At 71.1% G+C, this 15,371-nt stretch carries 14 protein-coding genes; 6 read left to right on the forward strand and 8 right to left on the reverse strand.

Annotation, left to right across the window (positions count from 1 at the left end; translation table 11 throughout):
- The first annotated feature begins 80 nt into the window (after window positions 1-80).
- Together rpsA and coaE are read left to right on the forward strand one after the other, a co-directional pair.
- The gene (rpsA, locus tag K313_RS0103690; protein WP_019286063.1) at window positions 81-1,595 is read left to right on the forward strand and encodes a 30S ribosomal protein S1; all 1,515 of its coding nucleotides are present in this window, start codon (window positions 81-83) and stop codon (window positions 1,593-1,595) included.
- A 214-nt stretch (window positions 1,596-1,809) separates the two neighbouring features.
- Window positions 1,810-3,000 carry a dephospho-CoA kinase gene (gene coaE, locus K313_RS0103695; RefSeq protein WP_019286062.1) on the forward strand — a complete coding sequence of 397 codons (1,191 nt, stop codon included), beginning with the start codon at window positions 1,810-1,812 and terminating at the stop codon, window positions 2,998-3,000.
- 36 nt (window positions 3,001-3,036) lie between these two features.
- Here coaE and K313_RS0103700 read toward each other — a convergent pair whose 3' ends face one another.
- Together K313_RS0103700 and K313_RS0103705 are read right to left on the reverse strand one after the other, a co-directional pair.
- On the reverse strand, window positions 3,037-4,122 hold the full coding sequence (locus tag K313_RS0103700; protein ID WP_029210480.1) for an acyltransferase family protein: 1,086 nt from the start codon (window positions 4,120-4,122) through the stop codon (window positions 3,037-3,039).
- A gap of 148 nt (window positions 4,123-4,270) precedes the next feature.
- The gene (locus K313_RS0103705) at window positions 4,271-5,197 is read right to left on the reverse strand and encodes a siderophore-interacting protein (RefSeq protein ID WP_029210481.1); all 927 of its coding nucleotides are present in this window, start codon (window positions 5,195-5,197) and stop codon (window positions 4,271-4,273) included.
- A gap of 123 nt (window positions 5,198-5,320) precedes the next feature.
- Here K313_RS0103705 and uvrB point away from each other — a divergent pair, with 123 nt between their 5' ends.
- From uvrB to K313_RS0103725, 3 genes are all read left to right on the forward strand, one after another.
- Window positions 5,321-7,432 carry an excinuclease ABC subunit UvrB gene (gene uvrB / locus K313_RS0103710; RefSeq protein WP_029210482.1) on the forward strand — a complete coding sequence of 704 codons (2,112 nt, stop codon included), beginning with the start codon at window positions 5,321-5,323 and terminating at the stop codon, window positions 7,430-7,432.
- Between the two features lie 97 nt (window positions 7,433-7,529).
- Complete coding sequence (locus K313_RS0103720; RefSeq protein WP_276203023.1) at window positions 7,530-7,853, forward strand: MmcQ/YjbR family DNA-binding protein; 324 nt, start codon at window positions 7,530-7,532, stop codon at window positions 7,851-7,853.
- 203 nt (window positions 7,854-8,056) lie between these two features.
- Window positions 8,057-9,046 carry a TerC family protein gene (locus K313_RS0103725; RefSeq protein ID WP_029210484.1) on the forward strand — a complete coding sequence of 330 codons (990 nt, stop codon included), beginning with the start codon at window positions 8,057-8,059 and terminating at the stop codon, window positions 9,044-9,046.
- Between the two features lie 28 nt (window positions 9,047-9,074).
- Here the strand turns inward: K313_RS0103725 and K313_RS0103730 are convergent, their stop codons facing one another.
- Window positions 9,075-9,947: an EamA family transporter gene (locus K313_RS0103730; protein ID WP_029210485.1), complete on the reverse strand. Its 873-nt coding sequence runs from the start codon at window positions 9,945-9,947 to the stop codon at window positions 9,075-9,077.
- Complete coding sequence (locus K313_RS22040) at window positions 9,944-10,621, reverse strand: C40 family peptidase (protein ID WP_205621802.1); 678 nt, start codon at window positions 10,619-10,621, stop codon at window positions 9,944-9,946. Before K313_RS22040 ends, K313_RS0103730 begins: the two co-directional genes overlap by 4 nt.
- 18 nt (window positions 10,622-10,639) lie before the next feature.
- Between K313_RS22040 and K313_RS19920 the strand changes: the two genes are divergently transcribed.
- On the forward strand, window positions 10,640-11,467 hold the full coding sequence (locus K313_RS19920) for a serine hydrolase (protein WP_019286054.1): 828 nt from the start codon (window positions 10,640-10,642) through the stop codon (window positions 11,465-11,467).
- On the opposite strand, the gene K313_RS0103745 is transcribed toward K313_RS19920, so the two are convergent.
- The 4 genes from K313_RS0103745 to K313_RS0103760 form a co-directional block, all read right to left on the reverse strand.
- Window positions 11,442-12,659, reverse strand: a complete 1,218-nt coding sequence (locus K313_RS0103745; RefSeq protein ID WP_029210487.1) for a glycine C-acetyltransferase — start codon at window positions 12,657-12,659, stop codon at window positions 11,442-11,444. The genes K313_RS19920 and K313_RS0103745 overlap by 26 nt on opposite strands.
- A gap of 81 nt (window positions 12,660-12,740) precedes the next feature.
- The gene (gene tdh / locus K313_RS0103750; RefSeq protein WP_029210488.1) at window positions 12,741-13,799 is read right to left on the reverse strand and encodes an L-threonine 3-dehydrogenase; all 1,059 of its coding nucleotides are present in this window, start codon (window positions 13,797-13,799) and stop codon (window positions 12,741-12,743) included.
- A gap of 102 nt (window positions 13,800-13,901) precedes the next feature.
- Window positions 13,902-14,564, reverse strand: a complete 663-nt coding sequence (locus K313_RS0103755) for an MBL fold metallo-hydrolase (protein ID WP_029210489.1) — start codon at window positions 14,562-14,564, stop codon at window positions 13,902-13,904.
- Complete coding sequence (locus K313_RS0103760; RefSeq protein WP_029210490.1) at window positions 14,561-15,298, reverse strand: maleylpyruvate isomerase family mycothiol-dependent enzyme; 738 nt, start codon at window positions 15,296-15,298, stop codon at window positions 14,561-14,563. Before K313_RS0103760 ends, K313_RS0103755 begins: the two co-directional genes overlap by 4 nt.
- Window positions 15,299-15,371: the final 73 nt, after the last annotated feature.

The raw sequence follows: 15,371 nt of genomic DNA on the forward strand, positions 1-15,371 counted from the left end.
CCGACGAGGTCGGCGAGACCCCACGGCGGGCATGCACGATCCCACCTATTCAACCTGTCCACCATCGGAGTTCCTACTACATGACTGCCAGCCCGGTCGAAAAGACCGCCCCTCAGGTCGCGATCAACGACATCGGATCTGAGGAGGACTTCCTCGCCGCGATCGACGAGACCATCAAGTACTTCAACGACGGAGACATCGTCGACGGTGTCATCGTCAAGGTCGACCGGGACGAGGTCCTGCTCGACATCGGTTACAAGACCGAGGGTGTCATCCCGAGCCGCGAGCTCTCCATCAAGCACGACGTCGACCCGTCCGAGGTCGTTTCCGTGGGTGACGAGGTCGAGGCCCTGGTCCTCCAGAAGGAGGATAAGGAGGGTCGTCTGATCCTGTCCAAGAAGCGCGCCCAGTACGAGCGCGCCTGGGGCACGGTGGAGAAGGTCAAGGAGGAGGACGGCGTCGTCACCGGCACCGTCATCGAGGTCGTCAAGGGCGGCCTCATCCTCGACATCGGTCTGCGCGGCTTCCTGCCCGCCTCCCTCGTCGAGATGCGTCGTGTGCGCGACCTCCAGCCGTACGTCGGCAAGGAGATCGAGGCCAAGATCATCGAGCTCGACAAGAACCGCAACAACGTGGTCCTGTCGCGCCGCGCGTGGCTGGAGCAGACCCAGTCCGAGGTCCGCACCACCTTCCTCAAGGAGCTCGGCAAGGGCCAGGTCCGGTCCGGCGTCGTGTCCTCGATCGTCAACTTCGGTGCGTTCGTGGACCTCGGTGGCGTCGACGGTCTCGTCCACGTCTCCGAGCTGTCCTGGAAGCACATCGACCACCCGTCCGAGGTCGTCGAGGTGGGCCAGGAGGTCACCGTCGAGGTGCTCGACGTGGACATGGACCGCGAGCGTGTCTCCCTGTCGCTGAAGGCGACGCAGGAGGACCCGTGGCAGCACTTCGCCCGCACCCACGCCATCGGCCAGGTCGTGCCGGGCAAGGTCACCAAGCTCGTCCCGTTCGGTGCGTTCGTGCGCGTCGAGGAGGGCATCGAGGGTCTGGTCCACATCTCCGAGCTGGCCGAGCGCCACGTGGAGCTGCCGGAGCAGGTCGTCAACGTGGGCGACGACATCTTCGTCCGTGTCATCGACATCGACCTCGAGCGTCGCCGCATCTCGCTGTCGCTCAAGCAGGCCAACGACGCGTCCGTCGTCTCCGACGACTTCGACCCGACGCAGTACGGCATGGCCGCCGAGTACGACGAGCAGGGGAACTACAAGTACCCCGAGGGCTTCGACCCCGAGACCAACGAGTGGCTCGAGGGCTTCGAGACCCAGCGCGAGAAGTGGGAGAAGCAGTACGCCGAGGCCCACTCGCTGTGGGAGGCCCACAAGACGCAGGTCGAGGAGGCCGCCAAGGCCGACGCCGAGGCAGCCGCCAACCCGGAGGCCGCGACGTCCTACTCCTCCGGTGGCAGCGCCACCGAGAGCGTGTCGACGTCCTCGTCGTCCTCCTCGTCGTCGTCGTCCTCCTCCTCGTCCAACGAGGGCACCCTCGCCTCCGACGAGGCGCTGGCCGCTCTCCGCGAGAAGCTCACCGGCTCCAACTGAGCCCACTGACCAGGCGCACACGGCCTGATCACGTCGAAAGCCCCGTCCACCCCTGCGGTGGGCGGGGCCTCGTCGTGCCCGCCCGGGTTGAGCGCCTCTGGTGGCCCCCGGTGCGTCGCCCCGTGCGTCGCCTGGTGCGGCGCCCGGTGCGTCGCCCGGTGCGTCGTCAGGGCCCCGGCGGGTGCCCGGGCCCCGGCGCGAGTAGCCTCGGTGCATGGTTCGCATCGGTCTGACAGGTGGCATCGGGTCCGGCAAGTCGACCGTGTCGCGTCGTCTCGGCGAGCTGGGGGCGGTGGTCGTGGACGCCGACCAGCTGGCGCGTGAGGTCGTGGCTCCCGGCTCGGAGGGTCTGCAGGCCGTCCAGGAGAGGTTCGGCGACGGCGTCGTCGGTCCCGACGGTGCGCTCGACCGCGGGGCGCTCGGTGGCATCGTCTTCGCCGACGAGCGGTCCCGCCGAGACCTCGAGGCCATCACGCACCCGTTGATCGCGCGGCGGACCGCGCAGCTCATGGCCGAGGCGGGGGAGGACGCCATCGTCGTGCACGACGTCCCCCTGCTGGTCGAGAAGCACATGGGACCGGCCTACCACCTCGTCGTCGTGGTGGAGGCCGACCACGACTCGCGGGTCCGCCGGCTCGAGGGACGCGGCCTCAGCGAGCAGGACGCGCGGGCCCGCATGGAGCACCAGGCGACCGACGAGCAGCGGCGCGCGGCCGCGGACGTGCTGATCGACAACAACGGCACGGCCGACGACCTGTTGGCCGAGGTGGACCGGGTCTGGCACGAGCGGTTGCGGCCGTATGCCGACAACGTGCGCACCCGCACGCGCGCCCGGCGGCCCGACGTCCCCACCCTGGTCGCCTACGACGAGACCTGGCCCCAGCAGGCCGACCGCCTCATCGCCAGGATCAGTGCCGCGATGGGCACCCGCGCCCCGGAGATCGAGCACATCGGGTCCACCGCGGTGCCCGGGCTGGCCGGCAAGGACGTCATCGACCTGCAGATCGGCGTGCCGGACCTGCACGACGCCGACGACCCCGAGTTCGTCCGCATCCTCGAGGACCTCGGTTTCCCGCGGTCCAAGGACAACACGATGGACAACGTCAAGGACGAGCTGCCCGACCCCTCGCTGTGGGTCAAGCGCTTCCACGGGTCCTGCGACCCGGGCCGGATCGTCCACGTCCACGTGCGCGAGACGGAGGGTGCGGGTTGGCAGTACGCCCTGCTCTACCGCGACTGGCTACGGTCCGACGCGGACGCCCGCGCGGACTACCTGACCGAGAAGCGACGGCTGGCCGGCACCTGCGCCACGACCAGGGAGTATGCCGAGGCGAAGGAGCCGTGGTTCAACCACATCTGGCCGCGCATGCAGTCCTGGGCCCGCCGGACCGGCTGGCACTCCTGAGCGGCAGCGGGACGGTCGGCAGGCTCCTTGGGAGGCTCAGGAGGTGGCCGGCTGGGGGCGTCGTCCGAACGCCAACCAGCCGCCCCAGCGGGTGCGCCCCACCGTGCGCTCAGCAACGACCGGGACGGCGATGGCGACGGCGATCCCGAGGACGAAGAGCAGCGCCGTCGACGTGAGCCCGAGCTTGGTCAGCACGATGCGGCTGCCCGCGGCCCCCAGGACGTGCCACAGGTAGATGCCATAGCTGTAGGCCCCGAGGCGAGCGAGCGTCGAGGCGTGCAGCCGGCCGCGGACGAGGTAGACGAGCAGCAGGGCGCAGAGCCCGGTGGCCAGGCCGTGCAGCCGCACGACGGCGGAGGGCAGACCCTCGGCGAGGCCGAGCGCGCCCGTGACCAGCAGGAGGGTGGTCACGGCGGCCAGCGCCCCGACTCGCGGGGCCGTCGTCCTGAGGCCGAAGCGCTGCAGGCCCGCGCCGACGAGGAAGAAGGGCCACAGCCAGATGGCCTGGTTGAGGGCGAAGACGTTGCCCTGGGCCGGGACCTGGACGAACAGTGCCAGGGCGAAGGCGCCGGTGACGAGGCAGGCGTGGGACCGCGCGGTCCACTGCGGCGCGTGGGCGTCGAGGAGGGCGGTGAGGCTGAAGATCACCATGGCCGCCAGCAGGAACCACAGGTGCTGGTAGCCGAAGACCACGAGCTGCAGGAAGGACTCCGCGCCGGGCTTCTCGTTGGTGCCCGGGACTGCGGCCTGCACGGCCATGGTGGTGAGCCCGACGAACAGCAGAGGAACGAGCAGGCGATCGACCTTGCGGCGCAGGAAGCCGGGCACCGCGTCGGTCCCGCGGACCGGTCGCAGGGCATAGACGTAACCGGACAGCAGCGTGAAGAACGGCATGCGGATGTCGTCGAGCAGCAGGTAGGCGGACCGCCAGAGCGAGTCGTCGGCGACCTGGAGCCCGCGGCCCCCGTCGTCGCCGATGACGTGGCCGGCGACCATGAGGATGACCGCGAGGCCGCGCAGCGACTGCACCGAGAGGTCGGCGCGTGGGCGCGGCGCAGCGGGCGTCGCGGGGGCGGACGTGCGCGGGGTGAGCCGGGTCGCACGGAGGGAGGTCGCAGGCACGGGTCGTCGGAACCTTCGGATCGGGGTCGGGCGGACGGGGCATGCGGCTTCGGATGCCAAACCACCCTAACCGGGATCATTGCCGCATCCGAACGCGTCCGTTGCGTCGCGATGAACAATCGGGGACAGGTTGTCGTGTCCTGCCGCCTCAGCTCTCGGGGCGGCCCAGGCTCCAGTAGCCCATGAAGGCGACCCGGTCCCGCGGCCAGCCTCGCTCGCCCACCAGGTGCCGGCGCAGCCGCCGGATGAGGCCGCTCTCCCCGGCGAGCCAGGCGTAGTGGTCCGCGCTGACGTGCTGCGGCTCGTCCCACAGGATCTCCTCCGGGCCGGTGGAGAGCGCCTCCCGCCGAGCCACCTCGGACTCCTCCAGCGGGCTCCAGGCCGTATGCCGGACCGCCTCCTCCAGCGCCTCCCCGTGCGGGCGGGCGCCCCTGGGGAGGACGGAGACGGTGACGCCGGGGGGCGCGTCCAGGGCGAGGTCGCCGTCACTGCTGGCGGTGCTGTCGCTGGTGGAGATGTCGCTGTCGCTGCTCGGCACCTCCAGGAGCACCTCGCCCGTCACGTGGTCACCGAGGCTCTCGAGGATGGAGGCGATGGCGGGCAGCGCCGTCTCGTCGCCGGCGAGCAGGACCTGCGTCGCCCGGCCGGGGTGCCAGGCGATGCCGCAGCGGTCGGCGCCGGGGGCTCCCGCCACGGGGCACACGGCCACCAGGGGATCGCCTGGTCGCGCCGTCGTGGCCCAGCGGCCGGCGGGCCCGGGGTGGTCGTGGAGGACCAGGTCGACGACGAGGGCGCGGTCCTGCGGGCGGACGGCCCGGGCGGTGTAGGTGCGCACCGCAGGTCGAGCGTCGTCGGGCAGCGCGCGCCAGGCGTCGTACCACCTCGCGTCCCTCGGGAGGTCCTGCAGCGTGTCCCCCTCGGCGCGGGGGAGGACGAGCTTGATCCGGCGGTCCAGCGTGGTCGGGTGGACGCGATCCAGGTCGGGTCCCGTGAGCACGACCCGCCGCAGGTAGGGGGTGAGGTCCTCGACGGACTCGACCACGACGTCGCGGGGCAGGTAGAGGTCGGCAGCCACGGGGCGACCCTAGCACCGAGTAGGCAAGGCTTGCCTAACCCGGCGCGACCGCCTGGGTCGAGCGAGGGCCGCGGGTCGCATCGGCGAGGGGGTATGTCGGACCCGAGCCCTAGGCTGGGTCGCATGCGACCGACGACCGACCTCCAGCGCAGCGTGGCCCCCTTCCACGTGGTCTCCGACTTCTCCCCGTCCGGCGACCAGCCGACGGCGATCGCCGAGCTGACCCGGCGGATCAACGCGGGGGAGCAGGACGTCGTGCTGCTGGGCGCCACCGGCACCGGCAAGTCCGCGACGACCGCCTGGCTCATCGAGCAGGTGCAGCGACCGACCCTGGTCATGGCGCCCAACAAGACCCTGGCGGCCCAGCTGGCCAACGAGTTCCGGGAGCTGCTGCCGGACAACGCGGTCGAGTACTTCGTCAGCTACTACGACTACTACCAGCCCGAGGCGTACATCGCCCAGACGGACACCTACATCGAGAAGGACTCGTCGATCAACGACGAGGTCGAGCGGCTCCGGCACAGCGCCACCAACTCGCTGCTCACGCGGCGGGACACGGTCGTGGTCGCGTCCGTGTCGTGCATCTACGGCCTCGGCACCCCGCAGGAGTACGTCGACCGGATGGTCCGCCTCAAGGTCGGCCAGGAGATCGAGCGGGACGAGCTGCTGCGCCGCTTCGTGACCATGCAGTACGCCCGCAACGACCTGTCGTTCACCCGCGGGACCTTCCGGGTCCGGGGCGACACGGTCGAGATCATCCCGCAGTACGAAGAGCTGGCCATCCGCATCGAGTTCTTCGGCGACGAGGTCGAGCGGCTCTACACCCTGCACCCCCTGACCGGCGAGGTCGTGCGCGAGGAGGAGGAGATGTACGTCTTCCCCGCGACGCACTACGTGGCCGGCGAGGAGCGCATGGAGCGGGCGATCGGCGGCATCGAGCGCGAGCTCGAGGCGCAGCTGGCGACCTTCGAGCAGCAGGGCAAGCTCCTGGAGGCGCAGCGGCTGCGCATGCGCACCACCTACGACATCGAGATGATGCGCCAGGTGGGCTCCTGCTCGGGCATCGAGAACTACTCGATGCACATCGACGGGCGCGCCCCGGGGTCGGCGCCCAACACCCTCCTCGACTACTTCCCCGAGGACTTCCTCCTCGTGATCGACGAGTCGCACGTGACCGTGCCGCAGATCGGGGCGATGTTCGAGGGCGACATGTCCCGCAAGCGCCAGCTCGTCGACCACGGCTTCCGCCTGCCCAGCGCGATGGACAACCGGCCGCTCAAGTGGGAGGAGTTCCTCGAGCGGATCGGGCAGACGGTCTACCTGTCGGCGACCCCGGGGCCCTACGAGCTGGCCAAGGGCGACGGCGCCGTGGAGCAGATCATCCGCCCCACCGGGCTGATCGACCCCGAGATCGTCCTCAAGCCCACCAAGGGCCAGATCGACGACCTGCTGCACGAGATCGGGGAGCGCACGGCCAAGGACGAGCGCGTGCTCGTCACGACCCTCACCAAGAAGATGGCCGAGGACCTGACCGACTACCTCCTCGAGAAGGGCGTGCGGGTCCGCTACCTCCACTCCGAGGTCGACACGCTGCGCCGCGTCGAGCTGCTGCGCGAGCTGCGCATGGGGGAGTACGACGTCCTGGTGGGCATCAACCTGCTGCGCGAGGGCCTGGACCTGCCCGAGGTGTCGCTCGTCAGCATCCTGGACGCCGACAAGGAGGGCTTCCTGCGGTCCGCCCGGTCCCTGATCCAGACGATCGGTCGTGCCGCCCGCAACGTCTCCGGGCAGGTGCACATGTACGCCGACACGATCACCCCGTCCATGGAGGAGGCGATCGGCGAGACCAACCGTCGCCGCGAGAAGCAGGTCGCCTACAACCGGGAGCACGGCATCGACCCCCAGCCGCTGCGCAAGCGGATCGCCGACATCACGGACCTCATCGCCAAGGAGGAGGCCGACACCGAGGCGCTCCTCGGCAGCGGGCGCGGTCAGTCGCGGGCCAAGGGCAAGGGCCGCGGCGCCGTCGCGGGTGCTGCCGCCGGCGACAAGGGCGCGCTGCTCCAGCAGGCCCAGTCCATGCCCGCGGCCGAGCTCGCCGAGCTCATCCAGGAGATCACCCAGCAGATGCACCAGGCCGCCGCAGAGCTGCACTTCGAGCTCGCGGCCCGGTTGCGCGACGAGCTCGGGGACCTCAAGAAGGAGCTGCGCCAGATGACGGAGGCCACCAAGTGACCGGGGACGAGTCCCGGCGGCGCGAGGCCAACGCGGGCGACGAGGGCGTGGACGAGGAGCCGGGCACGTCGGAGAGGGTGGCGATGGCGCGGGGCTGATCGGCTACTGCCTCGCCAAGCCCGGCGCCTGGCGTGACGAGCCGTGGGAGGGCGACGTCGTGGCCAAGGTCGGCGACAAGATCTTCGCCTTCCTGGGCGCGGGCGACGCCGTCGGCCTCAAGCTGGGGCGCAACCGCGACGAGGCCGACGAGTGGCTGCGGCGCTACCCGCAGGACGCCTCGGTCTCGGCCTACATCGGCCGTCACGGGTGGAACGTCCTGCGCGTGGGCGCGGGGATCCCGGCGGACGAGATCCGCGAAGCGATCGACGAGTCCTACGACCGCGTGGTGTCCGCGCTGCCGAGGAGCAGACGGCCGGCCTGAGCGGGCACGGCGCGAGGAACACCCGTGACTGTGAAAGAATCACGCGATCGACCACGGAGGGGAGTATCCCCAACGCGGTGGCCTCGTCAGCACGGACCTGGGCGGACACGTCGTCCCAGGGGCCCGGGGCACCGGTCCGCCTCGGGCGGGAGAGACCTCCGACGAACGGCCTCCCCCTCCCCACCGAAAGGCCTCGTCCAACCGTGAACATCCCCACCTGGGTCTGGATCGCCTCCGTCGGCGTCACCGTCCTCTTCCTGGTCTTCGACGTCATCCACATGGCCCGCAACCCGCACACGCCGACCATGAAGGAGTGCCTGCGCCACCTGGCCTTCTTCGTCGGCTCGGCGATCGTCTTCGGCATCGGGGTGTGGTCCTTCGCCGGCGCCGACTACGGCCTGCAGTTCTTCGCCGGGTGGTTGACCGAGTACTCCCTCTCGATCGACAACCTCTTCATCTTCCTGATCATCATGAGCAAGTTCGCGGTGCCGGAGAAGCTCCAGCAGACCGCCCTGATGATCGGCATCATGATCGCGCTGGTCCTGCGCGGCATCTTCATCGCCGTCGGAGCCACGCTCATCAACCAGTTCGCCTGGATCTTCTACCTCTTCGGTGCCTTCCTCATCTACACCGCCGTCAAGCTGGCCTTCGAGGGTGAGAGCGACGACGACGAGTACGAGGAGAACGCCTTCACGAAGTGGGTGACCCGTCGCTTCCCCGCCACCTCCGAGTGGCACGGCCCCAAGATGTTCGCGCACGTCGACGGCAAGAAGGTCATCACGCCGATGTTCCTGGTGATCCTCGCGCTGGGCACCACGGACCTGCTGTTCGCCCTCGACTCGATCCCGGCGATCTTCGGCCTCACCAAGGAGCCCTTCCTGGTGCTGATGGCCAACATCTTCGCGCTGATGGGTCTGCGACAGCTCTACTTCCTCATCGGTGGCCTGCTCAAGCGGCTCGTCTACCTCGGGCTCGGCCTGGCGGTCCTGCTGGCCTTCATCGGCGTCAAGCTGATCCTGCACGCCATGCACGAGAACACCCTCCCGTTCATCAACGGCGGCCACCACATCGAGTGGGCCCCCGAGATCCCGATCGGTGTCTCCCTGGGTGCGATCGTGCTGATCCTCGGGGTCACGACGGTCGCGAGCCTGTGGAAGTCCAAGAAGGACGAGAAGGCCGGTCTCGAGCACTGACCGGTCGACGGGCTCCTCGGGCCCCGGGTCAGCCGATGTCGGCGGCCCGGGGCCTGCTCGTGCCCATGACGATCGCGCTCGCGACGACCACGAGCGTCATGCCCACCAGCTGGAGGCCGTCGAGGGTCTGGTGCAGCACCAGGAACCCGGCGAGCGCGGCGGTGGCCGGCTCGAGCGACAGGAGCACCCCGAACACCCGGGCGTCCAGGTGACGAAGCGCGAGCAGCTCGAAGGAGTAGGGGATCACGCTCGACAGCAGGGCGATGCCGACGCCGGCGGCGACGATCGTCGCCGTCACCCGCGAGAGGTCCACGGTCGCGACACCGACCGGGATGACGAGCACGGAGGCCACGACCATCGCGAGCGTCAATCCCTCCAGCTGCTCGAAGTGCCGGCCCACCCGTTGGCTGCAGACGATGTAGGCCGCCCAGAACGCTCCGGCGGACGCCGCGAACGCGATCCCGACGTGGTCCAGCTCCGCCCACGGCACGGTGAGGGCACCGGAGATCAGGGCCACCCCACCCAGCGCGGCCAGGACGGCCACCGAGTCCGTCCAGCGCCGTGACAGCGCCGCGGACAGCGCCAGCGGACCGACGAACTCGATGGTGACCGCGACGCCGATGGGGAGGCGCTCGAGGGAGGCGTAGAAGGTGGAGTTCATCAGCGCCAGGCTCACGCCGAACGCGAGGACGGCCCACCAGGCCCGTCGGCTGTGGCCACGAAGCCGGGGGCGGGCGACGACCAGCAGGATCAGGACGGCGAGGCCGAGTCGCAGGGCCACGGTGGCGATGGGCCCGATCACCGGCACCAGCAGGGCGGCCAGGGCGCCGCCGAACTGCACGGAGACGATGGCGGCGAGCACGAGGAGCAGGGGAGTGCTGCGGCGGGTGGGGGTCGTCATACGGCAGCCTCCAGGCGTCCGACGGCGGTGAGGGTCGCGCGGCGGTCGTCGTCGAGCCCTTCCTCCACGACCACGGCGCCGCGCTGAGGTGCGTGCAGCATGACGCCGGGGCGCACGACCAGGCCGACGTGGTGCGCCGGCTCGTCCGCCCGCGCGAAGAAGTAGAGGTCACCGGCAGTCTCCGCCCCGAGGGCCACGGGCGTCGTGACGGCCTGCTGGTCGTGGGCGTCGCGGGGGACCACGACGCCGAGGCTGCGCGCGGCCAGGTGGACCAGGCCGGAGCAGTCCAGCGCACCGGGGGAGGTCCCACCCCAGACGTATGCCGTGCCCAGGTGCGCCCGGGCCTCCTCCAGGAGGGCCTCGCCGCTCCAGGGGATCGCGGGCCTCGGGGGCTGCGGCAGGACCAGGACCGGGTCCGGCGCGACGTCGGCGACCCGCACCCAGCCGGGATAACCACGAGGGTCGAGGCTGCTGGGCTGCCAGGGCGCCACGACGTGAGCCCAGCCGGCGTCCCGCCCCGTCACGAGGACGGGCTCGGCACGGACGACCTGGGTGGCTCGGGCTGAGTCCTGCTCGTCCAGGTCGGCCTGGTCGGCGTACTCGTCCAGGTCGGCCTGCTGCGGACGGGTCCAGACGTCGGCCACGTCGGTGCGGACGAGGTGGAGTGCGGTCACCCGCGTCATACTGCCTGCATGCAGCCGATCGACGCGAGCCAGACCCTCCAGCGCGACCTCAAGGACATCGTCCGTCACGCCCCCGGGAGGCTGAGCATCCAGGTGGTCGGCCCGGCGGGGGTCGTCGCCGGCTGGGACTCCGACCGCGAGGTGCCGGCCGCCAGCCTGGTCAAGGTGCTCGTGCTGGTGGCGACGCTGCGCGAGGTCGAGGCGGGCCGGCTGAGCCTCGACCAGACCCTCGAGATCCCCGAGGCGCGCGTAGGCGGGGCGGGGGCGCTCAGCCTCCTGCCGTCGGTGGCCGAGCTGTCGGTGGTCGAGCTGCTGCGCCTCATGGTGACGCTGTCCGACAACGACGCGGCCAACCTGCTGCTGCGGCTGCTGGGGCACGACCGGGTCACCCGGTGCGGTGTGGAGCTCGGGCTCCGGCACACCCACGTCCGGCGTGACCTGATGGACGACGGATCGGCCAGGGAGGGCCGGGACAACACGACGACGGCGACCGATCAGGCGGGGCTGCTAGCGGTCCTGCGATCCGGCGAGGCGCTCGGGGAGCAGCAGACCCGGCTGGCGCTCGCCCTGCTGTCGGAGCAGCAGCACGCCTACGGCGTGACCGCGCTGCTGCCCGACGGGGTGGTGCGCGGGTCCAAGCCCGGAGACCTGCCGGGCGTCCGCCACGACGTCGCCCTGATCGAGGCCGGTGGGGCCTGGGCCGCGGTGGCGGTGACAGCCACGGGGATGTACGACGAGCGCTACGGGCAGGACTACTCGGTGAGCGTGCTGCCGGCGCTGGCCGCCGTCGGCGAGGCCGTGCTCGGCTGGCTCACCCCTGCGGAGCAGCCGGCCTGACGCCGATCTCCTCGCGGGCCGCGACGAAGGCCTCGACGCAGGAGCGCACGTCGTCCTCCGAGTGCGCCGCCGACAGCTGCACCCGGATGCGGGCGCGTCCCTGCGGCACCACCGGATAGCTGAACGGGATGACGTAGACACCTCGCTTGAGCATGGCGTCCGCCACCTGGCCCGCCTCGCGGGCGCCGTCCTCGCCGGGGAACATCACGGGGATGATGGCGTGCTCGCCCGGCAGCAGCTCGAAGCCCGCCTCCGTCATCAGCCGGCGGAAGAGCTCGGCGTTGCGCTGCAGCACCTTGCGGGGCTCGGCGGAGTCGCGGGCGATCTCGAGGGCCTTGAGCGACCCCGCCACGACCGAGGGCGCCACGGCGTTGGAGAAGAGGTAGGGGCGCGACCGCTGGCGCAGGAGGTCGACGATCTCCTGGTGCGCGCTGATGTAGCCGCCCGAGGCGCCGCCGAGGGCCTTGCCGAGGGTGCCCGACAAGATGTCGACCCGGTCCATCACGCCGAAGTGCTCGGGGGTGCCACGACCGCCGTCGCCCACGAAGCCGACGGCGTGCGAGTCGTCGACCATGACCATCGCCCCGAACTCCTCGGCCAGGTCGCAGATGTCGCGCAGGGGGGCGAGGTAGCCGTCCATGGAGAACACGCCGTCGGTGACGACGACGACCCGCCGCGCATCCTGGTCGCGGGCGGTCTCCAGCTGGGTGCGCAGGTCGGCCATGTCGGCGTTCTTGTAGCGGAACCGACGGGCCTTGGACAGGCGGATGCCGTCGATGAGGGAGGCGTGGTTGAGCTCGTCGCTGATGATGGCGTCCTCGGCGCCGAAGAGCACCTCGAACACACCGCCGTTGGCGTCGAAGCACGAGCTGTAGAGGATCGTGTCCTCCGTCCCCAGGAAGTCGGACAGCGCGGCCTCCAGGTCCTTGTGCTGGCTCTGGGTGCCGCAGATGAACCGGACGCTGGCCATCCCAAAGCCCCACTCGCGCAACGCCTCCGCGGCGGCCCGCTCCACCTCGGGGTGGTCGGCCAGCCCCAGGTAGTTGTTGGCGCAGAAGTTGAGGGCCTCTGCGCGGTTGGTGGTGACGTGCGCCGACTGGGGGCTGGTCAGCTGCCGCTCGGACTTCCACAGACCCGCGTCCTTGATCTCCTGCAGGGTGGTGGCGAGCTCGTCCTTCGTCGTTCCGTACATCGGGTCTCCTTGGGTGCGTGAGGGATCGGGCAGCAGCTCGGGTCGGGGGCGGGTCCGGCCGGGACGGACGGCGCGCGAGGGTCAGTCGGCGATCTCGAGGACGACCTTGCCGCACTCGCCCGAGCGGGCCGCCGCCCAGGCCTCGGGCCACTGCTCCAGCCCGACGCGGTGGGTGATGACCGACCGCACGGCGTCGCGCAGGGCGGCGCTCGTCTGCAGCATGAAGGTCATGTGGTACCACGTCTCGAACATCTCGCGGCCGTAGATGCCCTTGATCGTGAGCATGTGCGTGATGACGGTGCCCCAGTCGACGGGGAAGCCCTCCTTGGGCAGGCCCAGCATCGAGATCTTGGCGCCGAAGTTGCAGTTGTCGATCATGGCCTTCATCGCGGCGGGGGCGCCGGACATCTCCATGCCGAGGTCGAAGCCCTCGGTCATGCCGAGCTCGCGCTGCACGTCGCTCAGGGACTCGCGACCGACGTTGACCACTCGCGTCGCCCCGGCCCCGGAGGCCAGCCCGAGGCGGAAGTCGCTGAGGTCGGTCACCACGACGTGGCGGGCGCCGGCGTGCCGGGCGATCGCCGCGGCCATCACCCCGATGGGTCCGGCGCCGGTGATGACCACGTCCTCCCCGACCATGGGGAACTGCAGGGCCGTGTGCGTGGCGTTGCCGAAGGGGTCGAACAGCGCACCCAGCTCGGGGTCGATGTCGTCGGGCTGCACCCAGACGTTGGTGGCCGGGACGACCACGTGGTCGGCGAACGCACCGTCGCGGTTGACGCCGATGCTGCTGGTGTGGAGGCACATGTGTCGCCGCCCGGCGCGGCAGTTGCGGCACATCCCGCACACGACGTGGCCCTCGACCGAGCAGCGCTGGCCGACCTGGAGGTTGCCCGACCCGTGGGCCGTCACGACGTCGTCGGCGATGTCGACGATCTCGCCGTAGAACTCGTGCCCCAGGGTCATGGGTGGGCGGACCATCGACGCCGCCCAGTCGTCCCACTGCTCGAGGTGCAGGTCCGTGCCGCACAGACCGGCCCGCAGGACCCGGATCTTGACCTCGCCCGGACCGACCTGGGGCTCAGGGACCTCTCTCAGCTCGAGACCGGGACCGGCGTGGGGCTTGACGAGCGCGCGCATGAGGACACTTCCTTGAGAGATTCTCCGTCGAACACCGAGGACGGCGCCAAACCTAACGGCTGGACCGGGCAGGTCCCACCGCGGGGTGGGGCCGGCCGGCCGTCACCAGCGGCGGGCGCGCCACTCGTCGAGGTTGGGACGCTCCGCGCCCAGGGTGGTGTCGCCGCCGTGGCCGGGATAGACCCAGTCCGCGTCGTCGTACTCCTCGAAGATGCGGGCCTCGACGTCGTCGATGAGCTGGTCGAAGGACTGGCCGGGGTTCTTGGTGTTGCCGACGCCACCGGGGAACAGGCTGTCGCCCGTGAACAGGTGCGAGTCGCCCTCGGGGTCGTCGTAGGCGAGGGCGATCCCGCCGGGCGTGTGGCCGCGCAGCTCGATGACCCTGAGGGTGCTCTCGCCGAGGGTGATCGTGTCACCGTGCGCGAGCTCGCGGTCGGGGCGGACCGGCAGCGCCGCGCCGTCCGCCGCGGAGGCGGCGGTCTCGACGCCGGTGTCCTCCACGACGTCCTTGAGCGCCCGCGTGTGGTCCCAGTGCTGGTGGGTCGTGACGAGCAGGTCCAGCCGGCCCGTGCCCTCGGCCACCAGGGCGGTGATCCGGCCGGCGTCGTCGGCGGCGTCGACCAGCAGCTGCCGGCCGGTCGCCCGGTCGGTGAGCAGGTAGACGTTGTTGTGCATGGACGACACCGCGGCCTTGCGGATGGTCAGGTGCGGCAGCTCGCGCACGTCGCTGGGGCCGCCGGGGGCGACGTCGCCGGTGTAGGTCACGGAAGGTCCTCCATGGGTGTGAGGTCGGGGAGCTGGTCGGGGGAGGGAGCAACGATCTGGTCGGGTCGTCCACGGACGAGCCACAGGAGCAGGCCCGCCCGAGGCCCGCTGACGGTGGGGCGGCCGTCACCGACGGCGACGACGTCGCGCTCGTCGGTGCGCAAGGTCATCGACGGGCAGCGCGCGTCGGCCCGCAGGTCCGCGACGGCCTCGTCGAACCAGCGCCGCACGGCCTGGGGCGGGGCGTCCGCGAAGGTGTGGCCCGCGTCGAGGTCGACGTGGTGCCACACGACCTCGCGGAGCCGGTGACCGGGGAGGTCGGCACCCGCCAGCCTGGTCATGGCCGCGGGGTCGTTGCCGGCCTGGGCGGTCTGGGTCAGCGCGGCCTCGGGCATGGCCGCGAGGGCGTCGACGATCTGCTGGGAGGTGTCGCGCAGCTCGGTGAGCAGGTCGTCGTACGACGACGCCGCGCCCCGCTCGATGTCGGCGTCCCGCTCCTCGCGCGAGGGGTACATCGGCGTCGGGTCGCCCTCGACGGTCGCCACGAGGTTGAGCATCGCCCGCGCGTTGCGGCTGACGTGGCTGATCACGTGGGCCCGGCTCCAGCCCTCGCACAGCGACGGGTGCCGTATGCCGTCCGCGCCCAGCGCCTCGACGGTGGCGACGAGGCGCGCCGACTCCACCCGCAGCAGCGCGAGGTCGGCGGCGTGCTGCTGGGCCGGGGCGTCCGTCATACGGACAAGACTAGACGAGCCGGGGGAGAGGTGCCTGCCAGCGCGCGATCGCCCGGGGCGAGGTGCCGCGGTG

This window comes from Arsenicicoccus bolidensis DSM 15745, assembly GCF_000426385.1.
GTDB classification, from domain to species: domain Bacteria; phylum Actinomycetota; class Actinomycetes; order Actinomycetales; family Dermatophilaceae; genus Arsenicicoccus; species Arsenicicoccus bolidensis.